At 66.0% G+C, this 25,216-nt stretch carries 22 protein-coding genes; 17 read left to right on the top strand and 5 right to left on the bottom strand.

Translation table 11 applies throughout. The annotated features are described in order from the left end of the window. Positions 1 to 20 precede the first annotated feature (20 nt). On the bottom strand, positions 21 to 1,334 hold the full coding sequence (locus AC1DZT_RS14585) for a Zn-dependent hydrolase (protein WP_478007357.1): 1,314 nt from the start codon (positions 1,332 to 1,334) through the stop codon (positions 21 to 23). A 181-nt stretch (positions 1,335 to 1,515) separates the two neighbouring features. Here AC1DZT_RS14585 and AC1DZT_RS14580 point away from each other — a divergent pair, with 181 nt between their 5' ends. The 3 genes from AC1DZT_RS14580 to AC1DZT_RS14570 all read left to right on the top strand — a co-directional run bounded on the left by AC1DZT_RS14580 (position 1,516) and on the right by AC1DZT_RS14570 (position 3,938). Beyond that, on the top strand, positions 1,516 to 2,130 hold the full coding sequence (locus tag AC1DZT_RS14580; protein ID WP_478007356.1) for a cupin domain-containing protein: 615 nt from the start codon (positions 1,516 to 1,518) through the stop codon (positions 2,128 to 2,130). A 128-nt stretch (positions 2,131 to 2,258) separates the two neighbouring features. After that, the gene (locus AC1DZT_RS14575) at positions 2,259 to 3,029 is read left to right on the top strand and encodes a glutamine amidotransferase (protein WP_478007355.1); all 771 of its coding nucleotides are present in this window, start codon (positions 2,259 to 2,261) and stop codon (positions 3,027 to 3,029) included. Between the two features lie 30 nt (positions 3,030 to 3,059). Next, positions 3,060 to 3,938, top strand: a complete 879-nt coding sequence (locus AC1DZT_RS14570) for a nitrilase family protein (protein WP_478007354.1) — start codon at positions 3,060 to 3,062, stop codon at positions 3,936 to 3,938. A 69-nt stretch (positions 3,939 to 4,007) separates the two neighbouring features. Here the strand turns inward: AC1DZT_RS14570 and AC1DZT_RS14565 are convergent, their stop codons facing one another. Beyond that, positions 4,008 to 5,309, bottom strand: a complete 1,302-nt coding sequence (locus tag AC1DZT_RS14565; protein WP_478007353.1) for an MFS transporter — start codon at positions 5,307 to 5,309, stop codon at positions 4,008 to 4,010. A gap of 204 nt (positions 5,310 to 5,513) precedes the next feature. On the opposite strand from AC1DZT_RS14565, the gene cyoA reads away from it, so the two are divergent. The 6 genes from cyoA (at position 5,514) to AC1DZT_RS14535 (ending at position 11,006) form a co-directional block, all read left to right on the top strand. Then, the gene (cyoA, locus tag AC1DZT_RS14560) at positions 5,514 to 6,665 is read left to right on the top strand and encodes a ubiquinol oxidase subunit II (RefSeq protein ID WP_478007352.1); all 1,152 of its coding nucleotides are present in this window, start codon (positions 5,514 to 5,516) and stop codon (positions 6,663 to 6,665) included. 11 nt (positions 6,666 to 6,676) lie between these two features. Beyond that, positions 6,677 to 8,677, top strand: a complete 2,001-nt coding sequence (cyoB, locus tag AC1DZT_RS14555) for a cytochrome o ubiquinol oxidase subunit I (RefSeq protein WP_478007351.1) — start codon at positions 6,677 to 6,679, stop codon at positions 8,675 to 8,677. Then, positions 8,677 to 9,282 (top strand): cytochrome o ubiquinol oxidase subunit III, encoded by a 606-nt coding sequence (gene cyoC / locus AC1DZT_RS14550; protein WP_478007350.1) that lies wholly within the window; start codon positions 8,677 to 8,679, stop codon positions 9,280 to 9,282. Before cyoB ends, cyoC begins: the two co-directional genes overlap by 1 nt. 3 nt (positions 9,283 to 9,285) lie before the next feature. Next, on the top strand, positions 9,286 to 9,675 hold the full coding sequence (gene cyoD / locus AC1DZT_RS14545; protein ID WP_478007349.1) for a cytochrome o ubiquinol oxidase subunit IV: 390 nt from the start codon (positions 9,286 to 9,288) through the stop codon (positions 9,673 to 9,675). Next, the gene (locus AC1DZT_RS14540; protein ID WP_478007348.1) at positions 9,672 to 10,370 is read left to right on the top strand and encodes an SURF1 family protein; all 699 of its coding nucleotides are present in this window, start codon (positions 9,672 to 9,674) and stop codon (positions 10,368 to 10,370) included. Before cyoD ends, AC1DZT_RS14540 begins: the two co-directional genes overlap by 4 nt. A 72-nt stretch (positions 10,371 to 10,442) precedes the next feature. Then, positions 10,443 to 11,006 (top strand): response regulator transcription factor, encoded by a 564-nt coding sequence (locus tag AC1DZT_RS14535; protein WP_478007347.1) that lies wholly within the window; start codon positions 10,443 to 10,445, stop codon positions 11,004 to 11,006. Here the strand turns inward: AC1DZT_RS14535 and AC1DZT_RS14530 are convergent, their stop codons facing one another. Both AC1DZT_RS14530 and AC1DZT_RS14525 read right to left on the bottom strand, forming a co-directional pair. Continuing rightward, the gene (locus AC1DZT_RS14530) at positions 11,007 to 12,287 is read right to left on the bottom strand and encodes an ATP-binding protein (protein ID WP_478007346.1); all 1,281 of its coding nucleotides are present in this window, start codon (positions 12,285 to 12,287) and stop codon (positions 11,007 to 11,009) included. A gap of 84 nt (positions 12,288 to 12,371) precedes the next feature. Then, complete coding sequence (locus AC1DZT_RS14525) at positions 12,372 to 12,932, bottom strand: TetR family transcriptional regulator (RefSeq protein ID WP_478007345.1); 561 nt, start codon at positions 12,930 to 12,932, stop codon at positions 12,372 to 12,374. A gap of 176 nt (positions 12,933 to 13,108) precedes the next feature. On the opposite strand from AC1DZT_RS14525, the gene AC1DZT_RS14520 reads away from it, so the two are divergent. The 4 genes from AC1DZT_RS14520 (at position 13,109) to AC1DZT_RS14505 (ending at position 19,735) form a co-directional block, all read left to right on the top strand. After that, the gene (locus tag AC1DZT_RS14520) at positions 13,109 to 14,344 is read left to right on the top strand and encodes an efflux RND transporter periplasmic adaptor subunit (protein ID WP_478007344.1); all 1,236 of its coding nucleotides are present in this window, start codon (positions 13,109 to 13,111) and stop codon (positions 14,342 to 14,344) included. Positions 14,345 to 14,354: 10 nt separating this feature from the next. Continuing rightward, positions 14,355 to 17,516 (top strand): multidrug efflux RND transporter permease subunit, encoded by a 3,162-nt coding sequence (locus AC1DZT_RS14515; RefSeq protein ID WP_478007343.1) that lies wholly within the window; start codon positions 14,355 to 14,357, stop codon positions 17,514 to 17,516. A gap of 37 nt (positions 17,517 to 17,553) precedes the next feature. Further along, positions 17,554 to 18,933 carry an efflux transporter outer membrane subunit gene (locus AC1DZT_RS14510; RefSeq protein ID WP_478007342.1) on the top strand — a complete coding sequence of 460 codons (1,380 nt, stop codon included), beginning with the start codon at positions 17,554 to 17,556 and terminating at the stop codon, positions 18,931 to 18,933. Positions 18,934 to 19,066: 133 nt separating this feature from the next. After that, a complete protein-coding gene (locus AC1DZT_RS14505) occupies positions 19,067 to 19,735 on the top strand; it encodes a GntR family transcriptional regulator (RefSeq protein ID WP_478007341.1) in 669 nt (222 codons plus the stop codon). Here the strand turns inward: AC1DZT_RS14505 and AC1DZT_RS14500 are convergent. Beyond that, the gene (locus AC1DZT_RS14500; RefSeq protein ID WP_478007340.1) at positions 19,730 to 20,908 is read right to left on the bottom strand and encodes an iron-containing alcohol dehydrogenase; all 1,179 of its coding nucleotides are present in this window, start codon (positions 20,906 to 20,908) and stop codon (positions 19,730 to 19,732) included. The two genes, AC1DZT_RS14505 and AC1DZT_RS14500, sit on opposite strands and share 6 nt — an antisense overlap. 84 nt (positions 20,909 to 20,992) lie before the next feature. Here AC1DZT_RS14500 and AC1DZT_RS14495 point away from each other — a divergent pair, with 84 nt between their 5' ends. The 4 genes from AC1DZT_RS14495 (at position 20,993) to AC1DZT_RS14480 (ending at position 25,178) form a co-directional block, all read left to right on the top strand. Continuing rightward, the gene (locus AC1DZT_RS14495) at positions 20,993 to 21,847 is read left to right on the top strand and encodes a transketolase (RefSeq protein WP_478007339.1); all 855 of its coding nucleotides are present in this window, start codon (positions 20,993 to 20,995) and stop codon (positions 21,845 to 21,847) included. Between the two features lies 1 nt (position 21,848). Continuing rightward, a complete protein-coding gene (locus AC1DZT_RS14490; RefSeq protein WP_478007338.1) occupies positions 21,849 to 22,829 on the top strand; it encodes a transketolase family protein in 981 nt (326 codons plus the stop codon). 58 nt (positions 22,830 to 22,887) lie between these two features. After that, a complete protein-coding gene (locus tag AC1DZT_RS14485; RefSeq protein WP_478007337.1) occupies positions 22,888 to 23,577 on the top strand; it encodes an SDR family NAD(P)-dependent oxidoreductase in 690 nt (229 codons plus the stop codon). A 461-nt stretch (positions 23,578 to 24,038) separates the two neighbouring features. Further along, positions 24,039 to 25,178: an ABC transporter ATP-binding protein gene (locus AC1DZT_RS14480; protein ID WP_478007336.1), complete on the top strand. Its 1,140-nt coding sequence runs from the start codon at positions 24,039 to 24,041 to the stop codon at positions 25,176 to 25,178. Positions 25,179 to 25,216 lie beyond the last annotated feature (38 nt).

Here is a 25,216-nt window from a genome sequence, read left to right as displayed (position 1 = left end):
TCCTTTTCTGTTGGGGGGCATCATGGGGTCTGAAGCAAGGATACGGCCGTCTCCGCGGCCTCGGGGGTGGGCACGATCGTGGCCCCGGTCTCGCCCATGGCGCGCAGCGTGGCCTGCAGGAGAACCTGCGCGCCAAGCGCCACATGGTCGGGGGCGACATATTCCTTCTCATTATGGCTGATCCCGTCGCGGCAGGGCACGAAGATCATCGCGGCCGGGGCGATGCGGCTGAGAAACAGCGCGTCGTGAAAGGCGCCCGAGACGATGCGCCGGTGCTTGACGCCACAGTCCCGCGCCGCCGCCTCGATGGCCTGAAGCATCGGCTCGGCAAACTTCGCCGGGGCCATGTCGAAAAGCTGTTCGACCGTGATGGTGCAGTCGTGGACAAGGGCCGCGGCGGCCAGAATGGCGCGGACCTGGGTCTCGATCGCGTCGATCCGGGGCAGGGCGGGGTGGCGGATGTCGACGGTGAAGCAGACGGCGGAGGGGATGGCGTTGATGCTGCCCGGTTCCGCCGCGATCCGCCCCACGGTCATCCGCGCCTCGTGGTCAAGCGGCATGATCTGGGCGTAAAGCGCGGCAAGGCCGCTTGCCGTGGCCATCATCGGGTCACGCCGCGCCACCAGGGGCGTGGTGCCCGCATGTCCGGCCTGGCCGGTGATCTTCACCTCCAGCCAGCGCGTCCCCTGCACCGCGGTGACGACGCCGATCGGGATGGCTTCGCGCTCGAGGATCGGGCCCTGTTCGATGTGCAATTCCAGATAGCCGCGGATCGGCTGGCCCAAAGGGCGCATCCGGGCCTCGGGCAGGGCGTGCAGCGTGGCGGCAAGCTCTTCGGCAAGGGTGGCGCCATCGGCCGGGCTGACCGCCGCCAGCGTCGCCGCCGGGACCCCGCCCATGACGAAGGCCTGCGAGCCCATGCTGCCCGGGGCAAAGCGGCTGCCCTCTTCATTTGTCCAGGCCACCAGCTCGATGGGGGCCTCGGTCTCGACCCCGGCATCCTCCAGCGTTTCCAGCACCTCGAGCGCCGCCAGGGTGCCAAGCGCCCCGTCAAAGCGGCCGCCGTTCGGCTGGCTGTCCAGATGGCTGCCGATCAGGAAGGGCGGCAGGGAGGGGTTGCGGCCCTTGCGGCGGATGAAGAGGTTGGCGATCTCGTCCTGGAAAACCTCGAAGCCGCGCTGCCGGGCCAGGCCCGCCAGCACCGCGCGCGCCTGACGGTCCAGTTCCGTCAGGGCCTGGCGATTGACGCCGCCCGCCGGCGTCGCCCCGATGGCCGCGAAACCTGCCATGCGGGCAAAGAAGCGGTCGCGGTTGATCCTGGGTGTCATGCTCATGGCAGCGGCAGGTTTCCCTTTTGCGGCGCAAGGCCGGTGCGGATTTCAGGTCGGATGGCTACATATTCAAGTAACTTGAAAACCTGTCAACACATATTGCATTCAGGTCGATTTTCCTGAAAAGTGCGCCAAGCCGGTTGGCGCGACGCCCGAGCCCCTGGCGGCGCCCCTTGATGCGTGGATGAAGATGAAGAGCAGCGATCTGCGGCCAAGCGCCGAACCTGACCAACACCCCAATGTCGCCGTTCTGGGCATGCGGTTGCGGCTGGCGCGACAGACCCGTGGCCTGACGCTGAAGGCGCTGGCCGATGGGGCCAATTGCTCGGAAAGCCTGCTGTCCAAGATCGAGAACGGCAAGGCTACGCCCTCGCTGCCGATGCTGCACCGGCTGGTGAAGGTTCTGGGCACCAATATCGGCTGGATGTTCGAGGAAACCGATGCCGAAGAGGGCATCGTCTTTCGCAATGGCACAAGGCCGCTGATCACGCTCGACCCTTTGCGCCGGGGCGAGGGGATCTCCTTGGAGCGGATCATTCCCTATTCGCCGGGCCATCTGTTGCAATGCAACATCCACCATATCGAAGAGGGCGGCGCCAGCGCCGGCCCCATCGAACATGCCGGCGAAGAGGTCGGCTATATCCTGGCGGGCGAGATCGAGCTGATCGTCGATGACAAGGTGTTTCAGATGAAACCGGGCGATGCCTTTGTCTTCAAGTCCGATCTGCCGCACCATTACCGCAACATCGGCACCGACCGCGCCAGCATCTTCTGGGTCAACACCCCGCCGACCTTCTGATCTGCCCCATCCTGACGTGACTGAAATTCAAGTGACTTGACACGTCCCGCCGCAATTTGCATTGATGGTCCAAACCCTCGGCCGCGCTTGGGCAAGCCCGCAGCGCGCCAAGATTTTCGGAGAATGGCATGTCGAAATACAAGGTTCTGCTGGCCGGGGAATCCTGGGTGACCACGGGGACCCATACCAAGGGGTTCGACCAGTTCGCGACCGCCACCTATCACACCGGCGCGGACGAGCTTCTGGCGGCCTTCAAGGACGGGCCGCTCGACGTGCGCTTCATGCCCTCGCACGAGGCGCAGGCCCAGTTCCCGCAGACGCTGGAGGGGCTGCGGGACTATGACGCGATCGTGCTGTCCGACATCGGGGCGAACACGCTGCTGTTGCATCCCGACACCTGGCTGCGGTCGAAGCCGACGCCGAACCGGCTGCGCCTGCTGCGCGATTATGTGCGCGAGGGCGGCGCCCTGCTGATGTACGGCGGCTATTACAGTTTCCAGGGCATCAACGGCGGTGCGCGCTATCACAAGACGCCGGTGGAAGAGGTGCTGCCGGTGACCTGCCTGCCCTTCGATGACCGGGTGGAAGTGCCTGAATCCTTCAAGCCGGTGGTCAGCGGCAATCCCGCCCACCCGATCCTCGCCGGGCTGGGCAGTGACTGGCCGGTGCTTCTGGGCTTCAACGAGGTGGTGGTCAAGGAAGGCGCCGAGGTGCTGGCGACCGTCTCCACCGATTACGGCGCGCTGCCTTTGCTGGTGGCGGGCACCTATGGCAAGGGGCGGACGGTAGTCTGGACCTCGGATGTCGGGCCGCATTGGCTGCCGCCGGATTTCATCGCCTGGAAGGGCTACAAGACGCTGTTCGAACAGCAGGTGCTGTGGGCAATCGGCCGCGACTGAGCGGGCATGACGGAAAGCGGGGCAGGGCGCATGACGAAAAGTATCAAGGAAGCCGGGGTGACGGTCGCCAGCCTGCAGATGGAGCCGCTGTTCGGGCAAACCGCCCGCAACGTCGCCCATTCGATCACCCTGATCGAGCAGGCGGCCGCCAAGGGCGCAAAACTCGCCGTCCTGCCGGAGCTCTGCAACACCGGCTATGTCTTTCAGAGCCGGGCCGAGATCGCCGATCTGGCCGAGGTCATCCCCGAGGGCCCCTCGACCCAGGCCTGGATCGCGGCGGCGGCGCGGCTTGACATGTATATCGTCGCGGGCATCACCGAGCGTGAGGGCGAAAGGTTCTACAACTCCGCCGTGCTGATCGGGCCTGCGGGCCTGATCGGGCGGTATCGCAAGATCCACCTCTGGGGGGAAGAGGCGCTTTACTTCACCCCGGGCGATCTGGGCGTGCCGGTTTTCGACACGCCGCTGGGCCGGATCAGCTGCATCATCTGCTATGACTGCTGGTTCCCCGAAACCTTCCGTCTGGCGGCGCTGCAGGGGGCCGAGCTGATGTGCGTGCCGACCAACTGGGTGCCGATCCCGGGCCAGGACCCCAAGCGCGAGGCGATGGCGAATATCCTCGTCATGGCGGCGGCGCACAGCAACTCGCTGTTCATCATCGCCGCCGACCGGGTCGGCACCGAGCGCGGCCAGCCCTTCATCGGCCAAAGCCTGATCGTCGGCCATGCCGGCTGGCCGATGGCGGGACCGGCCAGCTATGGCGGCGAAGAGGTGCTGGTGGCCGAGATCAACCTCGCCGATGCAAGGCGAAAGCGGAACTGGAACGATTTCAACCAGGTGCTGCGCGACCGGCGGACCGATGTCTATGACCGGATGCTGGGCGCCGCCTGCAAACCCGGCTGGTATTGAAGCCTTGCCCCCGCAAATGACAAAGGGCGCGGTCGATCGGACCGCGCCCTTTGTCTTGGAATCTCTGCCTTACTGGCCGCGCAGTTCCAGCCGCTTGGCGAAGTGCAGCGCGATCATCGTGCCGATGGCCCCCGACAAGAGGTAGAAGCCCGAGGCGACGAGGCCGAGGCTCGCCGCTAGGGTCAGTGCGGCCAACGGCGCAAAGCCTGCGCCGAACAGCCAGGCAAGGTCCGACACCAGCGCCGAAGCGGTGTAGCGATGGACGCTGGCAAAGAGCGAGGCCACGGCGCCCGAGGATTGGCCAAAGCTGAAGCCGAGGATGGCAAAGCCGTAGAACATGAAGATCGCCTCGCCAAGCTGACCGGCACCCAGCAGGACCGGGGCCAGAAGGCTGAAGGACGCAATCGCGAAGGCGCCCCAGAACAACAGGCTGCGCCGCCCGATCCGGTCAGAGACGAGGCCCGACAGGAAGGTCGCCACGATGCCGACGACGGCCCCCATCGACTCGATCAGAAGGAAGCCCACCGGCGACTGGTCGGTGTAGAGGAAGACCCAGGACAGCGGGAAGACGGTGACCATGTGGAAGAGCGCAAAGCTCGCCAGCGGCACGAAAGCCCCGGTCAGGATGCCGCGCCCCTCGGCCTTGACGGTGGCGCGCACCGTGGTCGGCTGCAGGTCGCGGGTCTCGAACAGGCGCTGGTATTCCGGCGTCACCACCATGCGCAGGCGCGCGAACAGCGCCACGACGTTGATCGCGAAGGCCACGAAGAAGGGATAGCGCCAGCCCCATTCCAGAAGATCGGCAGCCGAAAGCGCGGTCAGCAGATAGGCGAAGAGCAGGCTTGCGACGATCAGCCCGACCGGCGCACCCAGCTGCGGCACCATCGCGTAAAAGCCGCGCCGCCCCTCCGGCGCGTTCAGCGCCAGAAGCGAGGCGAGACCGTCCCACGACCCGCCAAGGGCCAGGCCCTGACCGACGCGCAGCGCGCCCAGCAGCACGATGGACCAGCCGCCCAGCACGTCATAGGCGGGCAGAAGGCCGACGGCGACGGTGGAGGACCCCATCAGCAGCAAGGCCCCGATCAGCTTGGCGTTCTTGCCGAAGCGGCGGTCGACGGCGGTGAAGATCACCGTGCCGAAAGGCCGCGCAAGGAAGGCCAGCGCGAAGAGGGCAAAGGACCAGAGCGTGCCCTCCAGGGGCGAGGCGAAGGGGAAGAACTGCTTCGGAAAGATCAGGACCGAGGCGATCGCATAGACGAAGAAGTCGAAGAATTCCGAGCTGCGCCCGATGATCACGCCAACGGCGATATCCGAGGGCGAGACGTGTTCGCCGTCATGGGCGGTATGTTCTGCAAGTGCCGGGCTTTGCATCGAAGGAAGGCTCCAGGGAAGACAGGGCAAGGCCCACGCAATTCCGCACCTCCCTAAGCCTTGCTGCGCTGCAGCGGCATTGGACAAATTGTCCAATCCCCTCTGCGCCGCAAACCTTTATGCAGGGCGGGGTGGCGACGGCGGCCCCGCGGACGGAGACCGGAAAAAATGAGCAAATCCTTAAAGTTGCAGGCATCTCTCGCGATGATTCTGCTGTTGTCTGCCTGCAAGTTCGACGTGCTGGCCCCGGCCGGCGACGTTGCTGCAAAGCAGCGTGATTTGCTGGTGATCTCGACCGGGCTGATGCTGCTCATCATCGTGCCGGTCATGGTGCTTACCATTCTCTTCGCGTGGAAATACCGCGCCCAGAACGACAAGGCGAATTATCAGCCGGAGTGGAATCACTCGACCAAGCTTGAGCTGGTGATCTGGGCCGCGCCTTTGCTGATCGTGATCTGCCTTGGCGCGCTGACCTGGGTCGGCACCCATCTTCTGGACCCCTATCGCCCGCTCGACATGGCAGGCGGCGCCAAGGCCGAGACGCGGCAGTCGCCCCTGCGGGTCGAGGTCGTGGCGCTCGACTGGAAATGGCTCTTCATCTATCCCGATCAGGGCGTGGCCGCGATCAACGATCTGGCGGTGCCTGTCGACCGCGAGGTGGAATTCACCCTGACCTCTTCGACCGTGATGAACGCCTTCTACATCCCGTCGATGGCCGGGATGATCTATGCGATGCCCGCGATGGAGACCAAGCTGCACGGCGTCTTCAACGTGAAGGGCGATTATCAGGGTCTCGCCTCGCATTACTCGGGCGCCGGCTTCTCGGGGATGCGGTTCAAGGCCCATGCTCTGGATGATGCAGGCTTTGACGCCTGGGTCGAGACCGCCAAGGCCAGCGGCCAGACCCTCGACCGTGCCCGCTATCTGACCCTCGCCGTGCCGAGCCAGAACGAGAAGCCTGCCTTCTTCTCGGTCGTCGAGCCCGATCTTTACGACCGCGTCGTCAACCTCTGCGTCGAAGAGGGCAAGATGTGCATGGCCGAGATGGCCTCTCTCGATGCCAAGGGCGGCACCGGTCTGGCGGGCGCCTACAACATCGCGGCGCTGACCTATGCGCCGGGCAGCCGGGTCCGCCTGCCGGCGATGGGCGGCCTGCCCTTCATGGTGACGCAGATCTGCTCGCCGGCCGAGGCCGCCAAGATGTTCGGCACCGATCCCGTGACCCGTTCCGCGGCCGCGCCTGACATGACCCCGCTGATGGGCCACGGCCTGCCGCAACCCTCTGGCTTCATGAGCCTTCTTCCGCCCCATCTGTCGATCGCTGCGGCGCGCCCTGTCGCCCCGTCTGACTTGTAAGGAACGCCGCCATGGCAACTGACCTGCCCGCCACCTCTTTCCTTCTGGGGCGCCTGACCTGGGAGGCGATCCCGACCGAGCCGATCGTCATGGCCACCTTCGCCGTCGTGGTGCTGGGCGGCGTGGCCCTTGTCGGCGCGCTGACATATTTCCGGCTTTGGGGTTATCTCTGGACCAACTGGTTCACCTCGGTCGATCACAAGAAGATCGGCATCATGTATATGGTGCTGGGCCTTGTCATGCTGGTGCGCGGCTTTGCCGATGCCATCATGATGCGCCTGCAGCAAGTGATGGCCTTTGGCGGATCGGACGGTTACCTGAACGCCCACCACTATGACCAGGTCTTCACGGCGCATGGCGTGATCATGATCTTCTTCGTGGCGATGCCTTTCGTAACGGGCCTGATGAACTTCGTCGTGCCCTTGCAAATCGGCGCGCGGGACGTGTCCTTTCCGTTCCTCAACAACTTCTCCTTCTGGATGACGGTGGGCGGGGCGGTGATCGTCATGGCCTCGCTGTTCCTGGGTGAGTTTGCGCAGACCGGCTGGCTGGCCTTCCCGCCGCTGTCGGGGATCGCCGCGAGCCCCTATGTCGGGGTCGATTACTACATCTGGGGCCTGCAGGTCGCGGGCGTCGGGACGACCCTTTCCGGCATCAACCTGATGGTGACCATCATCAAGATGCGCGCCCCGGGGATGACGCTGATGAAGATGCCGGTCTTCGTCTGGACCTCGCTTTGCACCAACATCCTGATCGTGGCTTCGTTCCCGGTGCTGACCATGACGCTGATCCTGCTGACGCTGGATCGCTATGTGGGCACCAACTTCTTCACCAATGACCTTGGTGGCAACCCGATGATGTATGTGAACCTGATCTGGATCTGGGGCCATCCGGAGGTTTACATCCTGATCCTGCCGCTGTTCGGGGTCTATTCCGAGGTCACGGCGACCTTCGCGGGCAAGCGGCTGTTCGGCTATACCTCGATGGTCTATGCGACGGTCTGCATCACGGTTCTCAGCTACCTCGTCTGGCTGCACCACTTCTTCACCATGGGGTCGGGGGCCTCGGTGAACTCGTTCTTCGGGATCACCACGATGATCATCTCGATCCCGACCGGGGCGAAGATCTTCAACTGGCTTTTCACCATCTACCGCGGCCGGTTGCGGTTCGAACTGCCGGTGATGTGGACCATCGCCTTCATGCTGACCTTCACCGTGGGCGGCATGACGGGCGTGCTGCTGGCCGTGCCGCCGGCGGATTTCGTGCTGCACAACTCGTTGTTCCTGATCGCTCACTTCCACAACGTCATCATCGGCGGCGTGCTGTTCGGGATCTTTGCCGCGATCAGCTATTGGTGGCCCAAGGCCTTCGGCTTCACGCTGAACCGGTTCTGGGGGCTGGTGTCCTTCTGGTTCTGGGTGGTCGGCTTCTGGTTCGCCTTCATGCCGCTGTACATCCTGGGCCTGATGGGCGTCACCCGCCGGGTCCGGGTCTTCGACGACCCGAGCCTGCAGATCTGGTTCGCCATCGCGGCCTTCGGCGCCGTGCTGATCGCGGCGGGCATCGGGGCCTTCTTCCTGCAGATCGCCGTGTCGATCAAGGACCGCGCCAAGAACCGCGACCTGACGGGCGATCCGTGGAATGGCCGCACGCTGGAATGGGCGACCTCCTCGCCGCCGGCCGAGTACAACTTTGCCTTCACGCCCGTCGTCCATGACCTCGACGCTTGGTGGCAGATGAAATCGGCGGGCGCCACCCAGCCGCAGACCGGGTTCCTCGCCATCCACATGCCGAAAAGCACCGGCGCCGGCGTGATCCTGGCCGGGTTGGCCACGGTCTTCGGCATGGCGATGATCTGGTATGTCTGGTGGCTGGCCGTGCTGTCCTTTGCCGCACTGGTCATCGGGGCCATCGCGCACACCTTCAACTACAACCGCGATTACCACATTGCCGCCGACACGGTGGCGAAGGTCGAAACCGCGCGCCAGACCAGCCTGACAGGAGCCATGTGATGTCCGTTTCGACCAATACCTTCTGGGAGACCGAGCCGCATGACCACCCCGAGGGCGCCTCGACCGCGCTGGGGTTCTGGATCTACCTGATGAGCGACTGCCTGATGTTCGCCGTCCTCTTCGCCGCTTATGGCGTGCTGGGCGGAAACCTCGCGGCGGGGCCGGGGCCGAAGGATCTGTTCGATCTGAACCTCGTGGCGGTCAACACCGCGATGCTGCTTCTGTCCTCGATCACCTATGGCTTTGCGCTTCTGGCCGCCTATGCCGGCAAGAAAAGCGCCACGCTGGTCTGGCTTCTGGTCACGCTCGGCTTCGGTCTGGCCTTCCTGAGCATCGAGCTTTTCGAGTTCCACCACCTGATCGAGGAAGGCGCAGGCCCCGGGCGTTCGGCATTCCTGTCGGCCTTCTTCTCGCTGGTCGGCACCCATGGTCTGCACGTCGCCTTCGGCTCGATCTGGCTGGTGACGCTGATGGTGCAGGTGATGCGCAAGGGGTTGATCGGGGCCAACCTGCGGCGGCTGATGTGCCTGTCGATGTTCTGGCACTTTCTGGACGTGGTCTGGATCGGCGTCTTCACCTTTGTCTACCTTGTCAGGATGATCTGAGCCATGCAGCAAAGCCAATCGCACAGCCCGGATGCCGGTCACGCCCATGGCGATGCCGGCCATGACCACGGCAGCCACGCCTCCTATGCCAAGGGCTTCATCCTGTCGGTGATCCTGACTGCGATCCCCTTTGCCATCGTGATGATGGGCGGTTTTGCCAGCCCGGTGGTCACCGCCCTGACCGTGGTCGCCTTCGCCATCGTGCAGATCGTCGTGCACATGGTCTATTTCCTCCACATGACCTCGCGCGCGGAGGAGGGCTGGTCGATGCTGGCCATGATCTTCACCGTGGTCGTGGTGGTGATCATGCTGTCGGGTTCGATCTGGGTCATGTACCATCTGACCACGAACATGATGCCGCAGATGAGCCAGGATATGGAAACCGCGCCGTGACACGCCGCCTGGGCCTGATGGTCGCGGTCGCCCTTGCGGTGGCCGTGCTGGTGGGCCTGGGGATCTGGCAGGTCGAACGGCTCGCCTGGAAAAAGGCTCTGATCGCCGCCGTCGATGCCCGTCTGGCGGCGCCGCCGGTTGCAGCGCCCGATCCAGACCATTCCGGCGGGGTGGAGGCCTATACCAGGGTCACCGCCCGCGGCACCTATGATTTCCCGCGCGAGGTTCTGGTCCAAGCCGTCACCGAACGCGGCGCGGGTTTCTGGGTGCTGACCCCGCTCAAGACCGACGCGGGCTGGACCGTGCTGGTCAACCGTGGCTTCGTACCCGGCGACCAGCGCAATCCGGCGCAACGGCAGAACCCGGATGGCGCGCAAAGCGTCACCGGCCTCTTGCGCAAGACCGAGCCCGGCGGCGCCTTTCTGCGCGCCAATGACCCCAAGTCCGGGCGCTGGTATTCCCGGGATACTGCGGCCATCGCTACGGCAGAGGGTCTTGGCCCGGTCGCCCCCTATTTCATCGATGCCGCAGCAGGCCCCGACCCGCAGGCCCTGCCGGTGGGCGGTCTGACCGTCGTCCGGTTTCGCAACGCGCATCTGGCCTATGCGCTGACCTGGTTCGGCCTCGCGCTGCTTCTGGCCGTGACCAGTCTTTACGCCCTGCGCCCGAAAAGGCCGCAGCCGCCGCAGCCCTGACCCGGCTGCGCTTTGCAATCCGGGCAAAGCGGCCTAGATTGCGCTCTGGGGCCAGTGCCCCGGAACCGCGCCATGACCATGACCTTGCCCGATCAGGCCGCCACCGGCCTGTCCCTGCTGATCGTCGAGGATGATCCGCGACTGGCCTCCACGCTGGCGGCCAGCTTCACCGCGCGCGGCTACCGGGTGACGCGGGCCGCCGGGGTGGAAGAGGCCTATGCCTACCTCGCCGAAGACAATATCCCCGACCGCGCCCTCGTGGACCTGAAACTCGCCGATGGCAGCGGGCTGGATGTGGTGACGGCACTCGCCCGCATCACGCCGCCGCCGCAGGTCGTGGTCCTGACCGGCTATGCCTCGATCGCGACGACGGTCGAGGCGATCAAGCTCGGCGCCACGCAATACCTCGCCAAACCCGCCACCGCCCGCCAGATCGAGGCGGCCTTCAGCCATGAGGCGGGCCGCGAGGTGCCGGATCTGACCGCGCCCCGCGTCTCGGCGCTGCGCACCCAGGAGTGGGAGACGATCCAGCGCATCCTGGCCGAGACCGAGTTCAACATCTCGGAAGCGGCGCGGCGGCTGGGGATGCACCGGCGCACGCTGGCCCGCAAGCTGGCCAAGCAGCCGGTCAAATGATCAGGCGATGAAGGGCAAGAGCAGCGCCGCCTGCGCGCCGCCGGTGTCGAGGTTGGAAAGCCTGAGTTCGCCCCCCATCCGCCGCAGCACCGATTGCACGAGGAACAGCCCCAACCCGCGCGAGGGGCCAAGGCTCGGCACCGGATTGCCGCTCTGGAACGGCGCTGGCCCCGAGGCGAGCAGCGTTGCCGGAAACCCCGGCCCGTTGTCGCAGATCGCGATCTTGACCCGCAGCCCGGCCGAGCGGATCGCGATGCTGATCTCGTCCGCGCCAACCTCGGCCGCGTTGTCCAGAAGATTGTCGAGCGCCTTGTGCAGGAGGACATCCGCCACGATCCGGCAGGGTCGGTTGCGCAGGTCCGCGATGCTGACGCGGACCCGGGCATGGCCGCTCTGCCAGCGCGCCACCACCTGTTCGACAAAGCCCGCCACATCCTGCGGCACCGCCTCGTCCAGACGCGCGGCACCTGCGGCCTGCAACATGCCGGAGATGGTCGCGCGGCAGGTCTGCACCGCCTCCTGCATCAGATCGACCTGACGCCGGGTTTCCTCGGCTTCGGGCATCCCCAGATCGACCCAGTCGTCGAGGATGACGGCAAGGTTGGTCAGCGGCGTGCCCAGATCATGCGCGGCGGTCGAGGCCAGAAGCCCGATGCGCAGGATCATCGCCTCTTCGGTGATCTGGCTTTCGGCCCGCGCCAGTTCCTCGTTGCGGCGGTTGAGGTTGGCGCGGATGCCCATGATGAACCAGGCGGCCAGCAGCGTGCAGATGACGAAGCTGAGGTAGGTGCCCACCAGAAACAGATCATCGAAGCCCGGCCCATCCTCGCTACGGCGGGGCAGGTGCAGGGGCTGGCCGTATTGCAGCAGGAAAAGCCCGGCAAGGATCGTCGACCCGATCACCAGCCCGGCCTGCGCTGGCGGCAAAAGCACGATGGCGACGATGCCCTGCAGGATCAGCAGGCTGGTGAAGGGATTGGTGGCGCCGCCCGACAGATACAGTAGCAGCGTCAGCGCCAGCACGTCGATCAGGATCTCGATGGTCAGAAGCGAGCCCTTGATCCGCTCGGGTCTTTTGCTGCGCGCCCGGGCCAGAAGGTTGATGCAGGCGAGGAAGGACAGGATCGCCAGCATGTTGAACAAAGGCATCGCGATGCCGAAGACGAAATGCGTGGCCAGAATGGCCAGAGCCTGCCCGCCGATCGCCACCCAGCGCAGGCGCACCAGCAGGGCAAGGTTCTGACCGTCCGAACGCGCAGACTTGCCGGAGGGACGTAACATGGCGCGGTGACCTCTAGACTTTCGCCCTTTCTGACGGGTCGGGCCTGAAAGGTCCAGTCCGGTCGCGGGACCGTGGAGCCGCCGCTACAGGCCTTCCTTCTGCAGGATGCCTTCGACAAAGCTCAGCTTTTCGACGCCGAGTTCGGCGCTGACGCCGATCTGTTCCAGCATCTCGAACCCCTGCGAGGCGGCGATCAGGCGCATGGCGGCCTTTCGGATATCGAGATCGGCGGGAAAGCTGCCCTCTGCCATGCCTTCCTCCAGCGCGCAGATGATCTCGTGGTGCAGCTTGTTCATCCCCTCGCTGAGGGCGGCGCGCACCGCGGGGTCCTGGCGGATGTCCCAGGCCTCGTGCCAGAGCCGTTCGGCGAGGTCCATCACCGGTTCCAGCGTGCCCAGCGACTTGACCTTGCAGCCGACCAGCATCGCCAGAAGCCGCTCGCGCGGGGGCATTTCGTGCAGGGCCTCCAGCATCCGCGGCTCGATCCGCTGCCAGACGACACGGACCGCTTCGGCCCGCAGCGCCTCGGCCGAGGCGAAGTGGTGGTGGATCTGTCCGGGCGAACAGTCCAGCGTCTGGGCGATGCGCCGCACGGTCGCCGCCGACAGCCCTTCGCGCGAGACGATGTCGATGACAGCGTTCATGATCTGCTCGCGTCTTGCGTCGCGTGCCAAATATGCCACGTTCCTGCCCCCCGGAATCTCATTTTGCACTCTGTAGCACAGATTTCCCGGGAATAAAACTGGACGCCCGACCAAGTTGGTCATATGCCCAGATTTGACCTGTGATACCGCAACCATCCTGCTGCAACGGATTGCCCATGACCCTGCTTTTTCGGCGCTTCACCCTGTCCGCGGCGATTGCGCTGCTTGCCGCCGCCTCCGGTGCGGGATTCGCACAAGGCATGCCGCCGTCGGGCGTTGGCGTGATCGTGCTGGAGCCTGAGACGATCCCGGTGATCTCGGAACTGCCGGGCCGGGTCAGCGCCACCCAGATCGCCGAGGTCCGGCCGCGGGTGGGCGGCATCATCGAGAAGCGGCTGTTCGAGCAGGGTTCCCTGGTCAAGGAGGGGGACGTGCTGTTCCAGCTTGACAAGGCCAGCTACGAAATCGCGGCAGAGGCGGCGCGCGCCAATGTCGCCCGCGCCGAGGCCGTCCTGCTGGAGGCCGAGCAGAACGCCCAGCGGCTGGCCGCGCTGAATGCCCGCAACATCACCAGCAAATCCGATTTCGAGACCGCCACCGCCACCCGTCTGCAGGCCGAGGCCGGTCTGGCCGAGGCCCGTACCCAGGTCCGCGCTGCCGAACTGAACCTTAGCTACGCCGATATCAAGGCGCCGATCTCCGGCCGGATCGGCCGCGCGCTGATCACCGAAGGCGCGCTGGTCGCAGCACAAGGCGATGTGCTGACCACGATCCAGCGTCTGGACACGGTCTATGTCGACATGCAGCAGCCGGTGTCCGAGCTGTTGCGCCTGCGGGCCGCGCTGGCCAAGGGCGAGCTGGTGATGGTGGAACCCGATGTGGCGCGGGTGGTGCTGCATCTGGATGACGGATCGCAATACCAGCATCCGGGCAAGCTGTTGTTCGCAGAGGCTTTCGTCGAACGCTCCAGCGGTCAGGTCACGTTGCGTGCCGAGTTTCCCAATGCCGAAGGGGTGCTTTTGCCCGGCATGTATGTCCGCGTCATGGTCGAACAGGCGACCGAGGCCGATGCCTTGGCCATCCCGGCGCAGGCCGTGCAGCGCGATGCTTCGGGGGCGGCGCTGGTCTATGTCGTCACCGACAAGCAGGCCGTCGACCTGCGCCCGGTGACGCTGGGCCGCAGCGTCGGCAACCGGGTCATCGTCCTGTCCGGGCTTGCGGCCGATGACATGGTGGTGGTCGACGGCTTCCAGAAGATCGGCCCCGGCGCGCCGGTCGCCCCGGTCTGCTGGTTCGACCCGTCGCAGCCGCAGGCTGCGGCGCCCGAGGTCTGCACCAAGCGCCTGCCCCCTGCGGCGGGTGCCGCAGAACCGGCCCCTGCGGCGCCCGCCGCAGAACCCGTGAAGAACTGAGACCGGCACCATGGCAAAGTTCTTCATCAACAACCCGGTGCTGGCATGGGTCATCGCCATCTTCATCGTGCTGGCCGGGGCCTTGTCGCTGCCCAGCCTGCCGGTCTCGCAATATCCCGATGTCGCACCGCCCCAGGTGACGATCTCGACCCTCTTCGCCGGCGCCTCGCCCGAGGATCTGTACCGCCAGGTCACCCAGCCGATCGAGGAAGAGCTGAACGGCCTGCCGGGCCTGTTGTATTTCGAATCCACTTCCGAGGCGACGGGGGCGGTCACGATCAACGTGACCTTCAAGGCCGGCACCAAGATCGCACAAGCGGTGGTCGACACGCAGAACCGCCTGCGCCGCGTCGAAGCCGCGCTGCCGCAACAGGTGCAGCAGCAGGGTGTCCTGGTCGAGGAGGCTTCGTCCAGCTTCCTCATGTTCATCGCCCTGACCGCGGCACCGGAGTCGGGCCTCGATGCCGTGGACCTGGGCGATTTCGTCTCGCGCAATGTGATCAACGAGGTGCGCCGGGTGCCGGGGGTCGGCCGCGGCCAGCTTTTCGCGACCCAGCGCGCGCTGCGGGTCTGGATCGACCCGGCCAAGCTTGTCGGGCTTGACCTGTCGGTCACCGATGTCACCGCCGCCATCGCCGAACAGAACGCGCAAGTGGCCGCAGGTTCGATCGGGGCGGACCCGGCGCTGCCCGGCCAGCAGGTCCAGGCCTCGCTTCTCGTCACGGGCCAGCTCGGCACGCCCGAGGAGTTCGGCAATATCGTGTTGCGTGCCAAGGATGACGGGGCCCTCGTCCGCCTCTCCGATGTCGCCCGGATCGAGATCGATGCCGAGCTCTACGCCTTCAAATCCTTCCTGAACGGGCAGGAGACCGCCGCCATCGGGGTGCAGCTGTCGCCGACCGGCAATGCGCTGGACACCGCCAAGGGCGTGCGCGCGGTGATGGAGCGGCTGTCGCCGCTGTTCCCCAAGGGCGTCACCTATACGATCCCCTATGACACGACGCCCTTCGTCTCTGCCTCGATCGAGAAGGTGCTCCACACGCTTTTGGAGGCGGTGGCGCTGGTCTTCGTCGTGATGTTCCTCTTCCTGCAGAACTTCCGCTACACGATCATCCCGACCCTCGTGGTGCCCATCGCCTTGTCCGGCACCTTGGCCGTCATGCTGGCGGCGGGCTATTCGATCAACGTGCTGACGATGTTCGCGATGATCCTCGCCATCGGCATCCTGGTCGACGACGCGATCGTCGTGGTCGAAAACGTCGAGCGGATCATGTCGCACGAGGGGCTTTCGCCCAAGGAAGCCGCGAAGAAGGCGATGGGGCAGATCTCGGGCGCGATTGTCGGCATCACGCTGGCGCTGATCGCGGTCTTCGTGCCGCTGGCCTTCTTTCCTGGCTCGGTGGGGATCATCTACCAGCAATTCTCGCTGACCATGGTGGTCTCGATCGCCTTCTCGGCCTTCCTTGCGCTGTCGCTGACGCCGGCCCTCTGCGCGACCCTGCTGAAGCCGGTGCCACAGGGCCATGCGCAGGGGCGCAAGGGGCTGTTCGGCTGGTTCAACCGCAACTTCGACCGCGCCTCGACCGGATATTCGGGCGTGGTCGGCGGGTTGGTCCGCCGCGCGGGGCGGATGATGGTGGTCTATCTTGCGCTGGTGGCAGGCTTGGGCTGGATCTACGTCCAGATCCCGGCGGCCTTTCTGCCGCAAGAGGATCAGGGCTTCCTTCTGGCCAATATCCAGGCACCGCCCGGCGCCACCAGCTTCCGTTTGCGCGAGGTCACCAAACAGGCCGAGGCGGCGGCGCTGGCGATGCCGGGGGTGAACAGCATGGTGACGATCCAGGGCTTTTCCTTCTCCGGTCAGGGGCCGAATTCCGGCCTCGCCTTCGTGACCCTGAAGGATTGGGAGGAGCGGCGGACGCCCGATCTGTCGGCCACGGCGTTGGCGGGGCAATTGTCGGGCAAGCTCTTCGCGATCCGCGATTCCATCGCCTTCGCCCTGTCGCCGCCGCCGATTGCGGGGCTTGGCACCAGTTCGGGCTTTGCCTTCCGGCTGCAGGACCGCGCCAACCTTGGCAATGCGGCGCTGCAGGCGGCAAGCCAGCAGCTTCTGGGGGCCGCCGCCGCCAGCAAGGTCCTGGGCCAGATGTATACCGAGGGCCTGCCCCCCGGCCCCGAACTGGCCCTGAAGATCGACCGCGAGAAGGCCAATGCCTTCGGCGTCACCTTTGGCGAGATCAACCGCACCATCTCGGTCGCGCTGGGGTCGGGCTATGTCAACGACTTCCCCAACAACGGCAGGATGCAGCGCGTCATGGTCCAGGCCGAGGCCTCGGCCCGGATGAACATCGAAGACGTGATGAAGCTGAACGTGCGCAATGTGCAGGGCGGCATGGTGCCTTTGTCGTCCTTCGCTTCGGCGGAATGGGGCTTCGGGCCGACGCAGATCGTGGGCTACAACGGCTATCCTTCGGTCCGCATCAACGGCGCTGCGGCGCCCGGCCACTCCTCGGGCGAGGCGATTGCCGAGATGGAGCGGCTGGCTGGCCAGCTGCCGCCGGGCTTTGCCTTCGAATGGACCGGCCAATCCCTGCAGGAGATCGACAGCGGCGCGCAGGCGCCGATCCTGATCGGCCTGTCGGTGCTGTTCGTCTTCCTCTGCCTTGCCGGGCTTTACGGCAGCTGGTCGATTCCGCTGTCGGTCATGCTGATCGTGCCGATGGGGGCGATAGGGTCTGCGCTGGCCGTCAAGTTCGCGGGCCTGTCCAATGACGTCTTCTTCACCGTGGGCCTGATCACCATCGTGGGTCTGTCGGCCAAGAACGCCATCCTGATCGTCGAGGTCGCCAAGGACATGATCGCCGAGGGGGCCGAGCTGATCCCGGCCACGATCCAGGCCTGCCGCCTGCGGTTCCGGCCGATCCTGATGACCTCGCTGGCCTTCACCATGGGCGTGCTGCCGATGGCCGTGGCGCATGGACCCTCCGCCGCCAGCCAGAACGCCATCGGCATCAACGTGGTGGGGGGCATGATCTCGGCCACCGTGCTGGGCCTCCTTTTCGCGCCGGTCTTCTTCGTCTTCGTGATGAAGCTGACCGGCACCCACCTCAAACTGGGCCAGGGCGATGCGCCGGCCCCCCTGACCCCGAAAGCGACCCCGCCGGCAGCCTAGGCCGCCGGACCTCTTCAAGACCGCAAAAGAGAACATCATGAGCAGAGCGTCCTTCCCCGACATGCGCCCCCACTCCGGGCGCCTGGCCCTGACCCTACCGCTGGCGATCCTGCTGGCGGGGTGCATGGCCACGCCTTACACCCAGCCCAAGCCCGACCTCGCCGCCAGCTTTGCCGCCCCCGCCCCGCAGCGCAGCGCCAGTGGCGCCTGGTGGGCGAGCTTCGGCGACAAGACCCTGAACCAGCTGATCGCCCAGGGTCAGGCCCGCAACCTGACGATCCAGCAGGCCCTTGCCGCGATCGACGAGGCCGAGGCCGGCTCCCGTATTGCCGGGGCCGCCGCGTTGCCCTCGCTGCAGGCCGGGGCCGCGGCCACCCGCGGCGATGCGCAGGGCACGGGCACCTCGCAAAGCACCTCCGCCTCCTTGTCGGGGACCTGGCTGATCGACCTCTTCGGCGCCAACAGCGCCGAACGCACCGCGACCCTGGCCGAGCTGGATGCCGCCAAGCTTTCGGCCGAGGCCTCGCGCCGGGCGGTGGCCGGGGCCATCGCCAATGCCTATATCGACCTGCGCGGCTATCAGGAAAGCATCGCCCTGACCCGCAAGAGCATCGACAGCCGGCGCGAGACGCTGGACCTGACGCGCTGGATGAAGGATGCGGGGCAGGTCAACCAGCTGGACGTCTTGCAGGCCGAACAGGCCGTGGCCCAGGCCGAGGCGGGGCTGCCGGCGCTGCAGATCGGCTTTGACCAGTCGATCAACCGGCTCGCGACGCTGACCGCGTTGCGCACCGCAGACCTGCGCAGCCAGCTGCAGAAGGGCAGCGCCCAGCCCGTCGCCCGCTTCCGCCCCAGCGTGGGCATCCCGGCCGATGTGATCCGCGCCCGCCCCGATGTGCAGATCGCCGAGCGCAAGCTGGCCGCCGCCACCGCGCGGATCGGCGTGGCGGAGGCCGCCTTCTGGCCCTCGGTCACGCTGTCAGGCTCGATCACGCCGACCAACATCCATCGCGGCGGCGCGCCGACGCTCTGGGGCTTCGGGCCGCAGATCAACCTGCCCCTGTTCACCGGCGGGGCGAACCAGGCCCGGTTGAGCGGCGCCGAAAGCCGCGCCGCCCAGGCCGAGATCGCCTGGCGCGCCACGGTTCTGGATGCCGTGCAGGATGTCGAGGACGGGTTGAGCGCCTATAACCGCGGGGCGACCAACGTGCAGGCGCAGCGCAAGCTGGTGTCGATCGCCGAGCAGACCGTCACCCTGGCACGGGAATCGATGCGCGGCGGGCAGGCCGATATCCTGACCGTGCTCGAGGCGGAACGCTCGCTGTTGAGCGCGCGGACCGCCTATGCCTCGGCCGTGCGCGACTACGCGACGAGCTATGTCAACGTAAGCCTCGCCGCCGCAGCCCCGCTGCAATAAGACGCGGTGCCGCGCGCGCCCCCCCGCGCGCGGCACGAATTCGCGGCACGAATTGGCCCCCGGCGCCAAACCTTCCATGGAAGCAGCGCCCGGCCTGTGGCAAGAAAGGGCGGCAGCAGCGAAAGGATCGCGCGTGACGGGCCTGAAGAAGATTGAACGCGGCAACCTGTCCGAACAGGTCTACTCGGTCATTCGCGACACGCTGATCGAGGGGAAATATGAACCCGGCGCGCGGCTCCGGATCAATCCCCTGGCCGAGGAGCTGGGCGTCTCGATCACCCCGGTGCGCGAGGCGATCTTCCGGCTGGTCAGCGAACACGCTTTGGAGATGAAGGCCGCCACCGCCATCCATGTCCGCAACCTGACCGCCGACGAATTGCGCGAGATCCTTCTGATGCGGCATCTGCTGGAGGGCGAGGCTGCCTCCCTCGCCGCCGGGCGGATGACCGAGGCCGAGGTCGCGGCGCTGGAGGATCTGCAGGACCGCTTCCGCCATGCCGCCGCCGTCGACCCGCAACAGGCCGCCTCCCTCAACCGTCAGTTCCACTTCGGTCTGGTCGCCGGGGCGCGGATGCCGCTGATCTTTGCGACGGTAGAGACGATGTGGGTGCTGATGGGCCCCTTGCTGCGCACCTTCCACATGACGGTCCCGGTGCGCGACCTGACCAGCGGCACGCATCAGCATTACGCCGTGTTGCGCGCCCTGAAGGCACGGGATGGGGCCGCCGCCAAGGCCGCCATCCAGGCCGATATCGCCTGGAGCCAGGTTCTGGTGGACTGGCTCGCCGCGAAAAGCCTATAGGCTTTCGGTGATGATAAGGCGCAGATCATCGCGTGTGGCGGGGCGCTGCGAACAGGCGATGTCAAAGCCGTAGTTGGTTTCCGCCACGTCCAGCAGCCGCTCCACCTCATCCCGCCGCAGGCCGAGGGCGCCAAAGCCACCGGTCAGACCAATGCTGGCACAGAACTGTGCCAGAGCCTCGGGCAGGGCCCCGGCCTGCGCCTTTTGGGGCAGGGGGGCAAGATCCGGGCGGAAGATCGTGGCGACCCGGGCCAAACGATCCTCGGCATGCGGCATTGTCCAGCGGACTGTCGGGATCAGACAGGCGGCACAGCTTTCGCCATGGGGGGTGTCCTTCAGCGCGCCCATCGCCTGACCAAGCGCATGGGGAATCCCGACGCCGATGCTGCCGAGCGTAATGCCCGCCATGTAACAGGCCTCTGCCATCCGCGTCCGCGCCTCAAGGTCGGAGGGATTGTCGCAGGCCTTGGGCAGATGTTCCGCCACCAGCTCCATCGCGCGGATCGAGAAGAGGTCGGTCCAGCTGTTGGGCCTGGTGCCGATGAAGCCTTCGAAGGCATGCAGGAACGTGTCCACCCCGGTCGAGGCGGTCAGACGGCGCGGCTTGGTCAGGTGCAGGACGGGGTCCAAGATGGCCAGATCGGGAAAGCAGAAAGGGTGGATGATCGTCGCCTTCATCTTCAGATCCGGGTTGGAGAGGACGGCAAAGGGCGTCACCTCCGCCCCGGTTCCGGCATTGGCCGGGATCGCGATCAAGGGCAGGCCGCGCCGTTCGGGCACCCGCACCTCGGCCTTGGCGCGGGCGGTTAAGGACCAGCTTTGCCCGCCATTCGTCGCCACCAGCGCCACCGCCTTTGCCGCATCCATGGTGGAGCCGCCGCCGATGGCGAGGATCATCCCGGCCCCGAAAGCAAGGGCCGCCGCCGCCGCCCGGTCGCAGGTTTCCGCCCGCGGGTTCGGCACGATGTCATGCCAAAGCGCGGCCCTGATCCCCGCCGCCGCAAGCTGGCCCAGAACCGAAGCCTCCAAAGCGGAGCCTTTCAGGAAAGGGTCGATCATCACGAAGGCCGCATCGCCAAAAGGCCGCGCCAGTTCGGCCAGCCGAGCGAGGCTGCCCGCCCCGAAGATGACTTTGGTCGGCAGGGCGATGGTATAGTTTGGCGGATTGGTCACGGAAAAGCTCCCTTGTTTGCCGTGAAGATATATCATATATCAATAACGAGCAACGGCGAATCCAGACAGTGAAAAGGCGGGCGGATGCGGCAGAATGACTTTGACCCCACGGCAGAGCAGATCGCGCATCTGCGCGACCGCGCGCAGTTCGTCCGGCTGGAAACCATCCGCCTGATCGAGATTGCCAAGGTCGGCCATTACACCTCGGTCTTTTCGGCGGCCGAGATCTTTGCGGCGCTGTACTACGACGTGATGCGGCTGGGGGCTGACCCGAAATGGCCCGACCGCGACCGGTTCCTCATGGGCAAGGGCCATGCGGCGGTGGGGCTTTTCCCGATCCTGGCCGAGCGCGGCTATATCCCGATGGAGGTGCTGAACGGCTATACGCGGCTGGGCAATCCGCTGGGCGACCATCCGGACATGCGCAAGGTGGCGGGGGTGGATTTCTCCTCCGGCTCGATCGGTCATGCCCTGTCCAATGGCGCCGGGATGGCCCTGGGCGGGCGGATGCAGGGCCGCGATTTTACCACCTTCGTCATGCTCGGCGATGGCGAGATGCAGGAGGGTCAGGTCTGGGAGGCCGCGCTTTTCGCCGCCCATCAGGGCCTGTCGCGGCTGGTCGCCATCGTCGACCGCAACGGCTTTCAACTCGACGGCGCGGTGGATGACGTGATGGGGGTGGAGCCTCTGGACGCCAAATGGCGCGCCTTCGGCTGGGAGGTGCATCAGGTCGATGGCCACGACATCGCCGCCCTGACCGCCCTGCTGCGGCAGGTCAAGGCCGACGCCGACCGCACCACGCCCTGCTGCATCATCGCGAGGACGGTGAAAGGCAAGGGTGTGTCTTACATGGAGACCGAACCCGGCTGGCACCTTGGCTATCTTGACCCCACCGACGCCGAGGCCGCGCGTCAGGAAATTCTGGCGCAGGTGATCTGACATGACCCAACCGCAATCCCCCAATTCCTGGCACTACCGCGAGCTGAACCAGAAGAACCCCGGGCTGGACCATCTGTCCAACGGGCTGATCGCCCTGACCGAGGCGGGATATCCCATCGTCGCAGGCTCGGCCGATTTGCAATATTCCAACGGGCTGAACCGTTTTGCGGCGCGTTTTCCCGAGCGCTATGTGCAATTCGGCATATCCGAGCAGAACATGATCTCGGCCGCCGCGGGCCTCGCCACCACGGGGATGATGCCCTATGTGGCGACCTTCGCCTCTTTCCTGGGCCTGCTGACGGTGGAACAGATCCGGATGGATGTGGCCTATTGCGCGCTGCCGGTGCGGATGATCGGGCATCACACCGGGATCGCGATGGGCTTTTACGGCACCTCGCATCATGCGACGGAAGACATCGGCACCATGCGCTCCATCGCCGATCTGACGGTGGTCTCCACCGCCGATGGCCCGCAGCTGGAGGCGGCGATCCGCGCCTCGGTCGACCATGACCGGCCGATCTATTTCCGCACCGGGCGGGGCCGGGAGCCGGATCTGTACGACCCTTCGCAAGGCTTCACCTTCGGCAAGGCCATCGAACATGTGCGGGGCGAGGAGCTGACCATCATCGCCTGCGGCATGCCGGTTCATCCGGCAGTGCAGGTGGCCAAAAGGCTGAATGCGGCGGGGCGCTCGGTTGGCGTGCTGGATATGGCGACGGTCAAGCCCCTGGACCGCGAGGCGGTGCTGGAGGCGGCTTCACGCTCCGCGAAACTGATGACGATCGAGGAACACAACATCATCGGCGGTCTTGGCGCCGCCGTGGCCGAGGTTCTGGCTGACGAAGGGGTGGGCAAGCGCCTGATCCGCCACGGCATCCGCGACGAATTTGCCCTGATTGCCCCGCCGACCCATCTTTACGCCCATTACAAGCTGGACGAGGCCGGGATCGCCGAGGTGGTCCTTGCCGCGATAGGGTCATGAACAGGGCGGCGCGCGCAGCCGTCGCACCAAACCGGGAGAGGTCCGCAGGATGAGCCAGATGAAAACCGCATTGATCACCGGGGGCGGCACCGGCATTGGCCGCGCCGTGGCTGAAAGGCTGGCCGGTGAGGGCTGGCGCGTCATCGCCGCGGGGCTGGACCGCGACGCCGACCTTGACCCCGCCATCACCTTTCACAAGGCCGATGTCACCGACACCGCCCTTGTCCTGCAGGCGCTGGAGGGGGTCGAAAGGCTCGACGGCCTGGTCAATGCCGCGGGCATCCTGCGCCATGAGCGCGAATGGCTGGCCGAGGATTTCGAGGCCGTCCTGCGCGTCAATGTCACCGCGGGCTTTGCCCTGTCGACCGCCCTTCTGCCGCGGCTGGAGGCGGCGGGGGGATCGGTGGTGATGTTCGCCTCGATGTGGTCGATCTTCGGGTCGGCCGGGGCGCCGGCCTATACCGCCAGCAAGGGCGCGGTGGCGGCGGTCACACGGTCGATGGCGGTGGCCTGGGCGCCCAGGGGCGTGCGGGTCAATGCGGTGGCGCCGGGCTGGGTCGAAACCGCCATGTCGGCCCGCGCGCGGGAGGATCAGGCCCGTGTGACCAAGATCAACGCCCGGATTCCGATGGGGCGCTGGGCCAAGCCGGCAGAGGTCGCCTCGGTCATCCGCTTTCTTCTGTCGCCGGATGCGGCCTATGTGACCGGTGTCCTTCTGCCGGTGGATGGCGGTTACGCCGTCTGCTGAGACGGCTTTCCCCCTGAATTTCCGGTCAAGACTTGGACCGCGTCTGCACCGGCAGGCGCGGTCCTTCGCCCTCTGACACCACCTTTCGCAGCACACAGGGCCCAGCATGGCCGCAAGGAACTTTCCTCGCTTTTTCGATGGTAGGAAATTTTTTCCGTTGCAATTTGTGCGCAGAGAAATTACTTCTATGGCTCAAGAGAGCGGAGATTCTCTGAACTGCCTGAAAGGGGCTCCCGAAAAACCTGCTGCTTGCGGGTGCTGACCCAGGTCAGACGGGGAAGCCGGGAGAGAACATGGAACAGGACCAAGGCGGCCCCAAGCGGCCGCACCGGGTGCGCCTGCGCAAACCGGCTGGGCGGGTCTGCGGCGCACTGGCGCCAATGTCACTCTTTTCGGTGGGCTTCGGTCAGGGGGAGGCTCCGCACCGCACTTTGACCTTTTGCCGAAAGCTGAGCTGACCCATGGCGAACCTGCATATCCAAGACCTGAGGAAAAGCTTCAAGAACGGCAGTGACGCGCTGCGGGGGATCTCTTTCGACGTGGCCGACCGCGAGGCGATGTTCCTTCTGGGGCCCTCGGGGGCGGGCAAGACCACGACCCTGCGGTTGGTGGCCGGGCTGGAGGACCCTTCGGCGGGCCGCATCCGGATCGGCGGGCGCGATGTCACCGACTTCACCCCGCGCGAGCGCAATCTCGCGATGGTCTATGACAAGCACTCGCTCTTTCCGCATATGACGGTGTTTGAAAACCTCGCCTATCCCCTGCGCATCCGCAAACTGCCCGAAGCCGCGATGACGGCGCGCATCCGTTCGGTGGCCGAGACCCTGCAGCTGGAAAAGCTGCTGGAACGGCTGCCGGGCCAGCTGTCGGGCGGGCAGATGCAGCGGGTCGCGATCGGCCGGGCCCTGGTGCGCGAGGCGGATGTGTTCCTGCTGGACGAGCCGATCTCGCACCTCGACGCGCAGCTGCGCGCCCGGATGCGGGTGGAATTCAAGCGCCTGCAACGCGATTTCAAGGCGACGATGCTTTACGTCAGCCACGACCAGCTGGAGGCCATGACCATGGCCGACCGCATCGTTCTGATCAACAAGGGAAAGATCGAACAGATCGCCCCGCCGCAAGTGATGTTCGACTGCCCGGCCACGCTCTTTGCCGCGACCTTTCTGGGCGAGCCTGCGATGAACACGCTGCCGGCGCGTCTGGTCCGGCAGGGTGGGGTTCTGACCATCGGCATCGGCGCTTCGGCGATCCGGATGGGTTCGGATTGGTCCGATGTGGGGCCGGTCCTGCACCCCGAGGCCGCCTATACCCTGGGCATCCGCCCGCAGCACCTGAGCCTCGCCGCCCCCGGCAGCCCGGAGGAGGGGCGGGTCGATGGCCTGGTCTTCGCGGTCGAAACCCTCGGCTCGCGGGTGGTTTATGACATCGAGGTGGCGGGGCAGATGGTCCGCGTCATGACCTCGGTCGACGGGGCGCGGGGTTACCCGCGCGAGATCGGCGCCGCGATCAGCTTCCGGGTCGATCCCGCCTTTGTCTACCTTTTTGACGCCACCACGGGCGAGACGGTCCGTCAGGCCTGTTTCACCCGGAAGGCGTCCTGAACTCTGCTCCGCATGGGGGCGGTCACGTGCCGTGGAAA

Source organism: Rhodobacter sp. P1_C2, from assembly GCF_056406375.1.
This window is presented reverse-complemented; position numbering and strand designations above follow the sequence as displayed.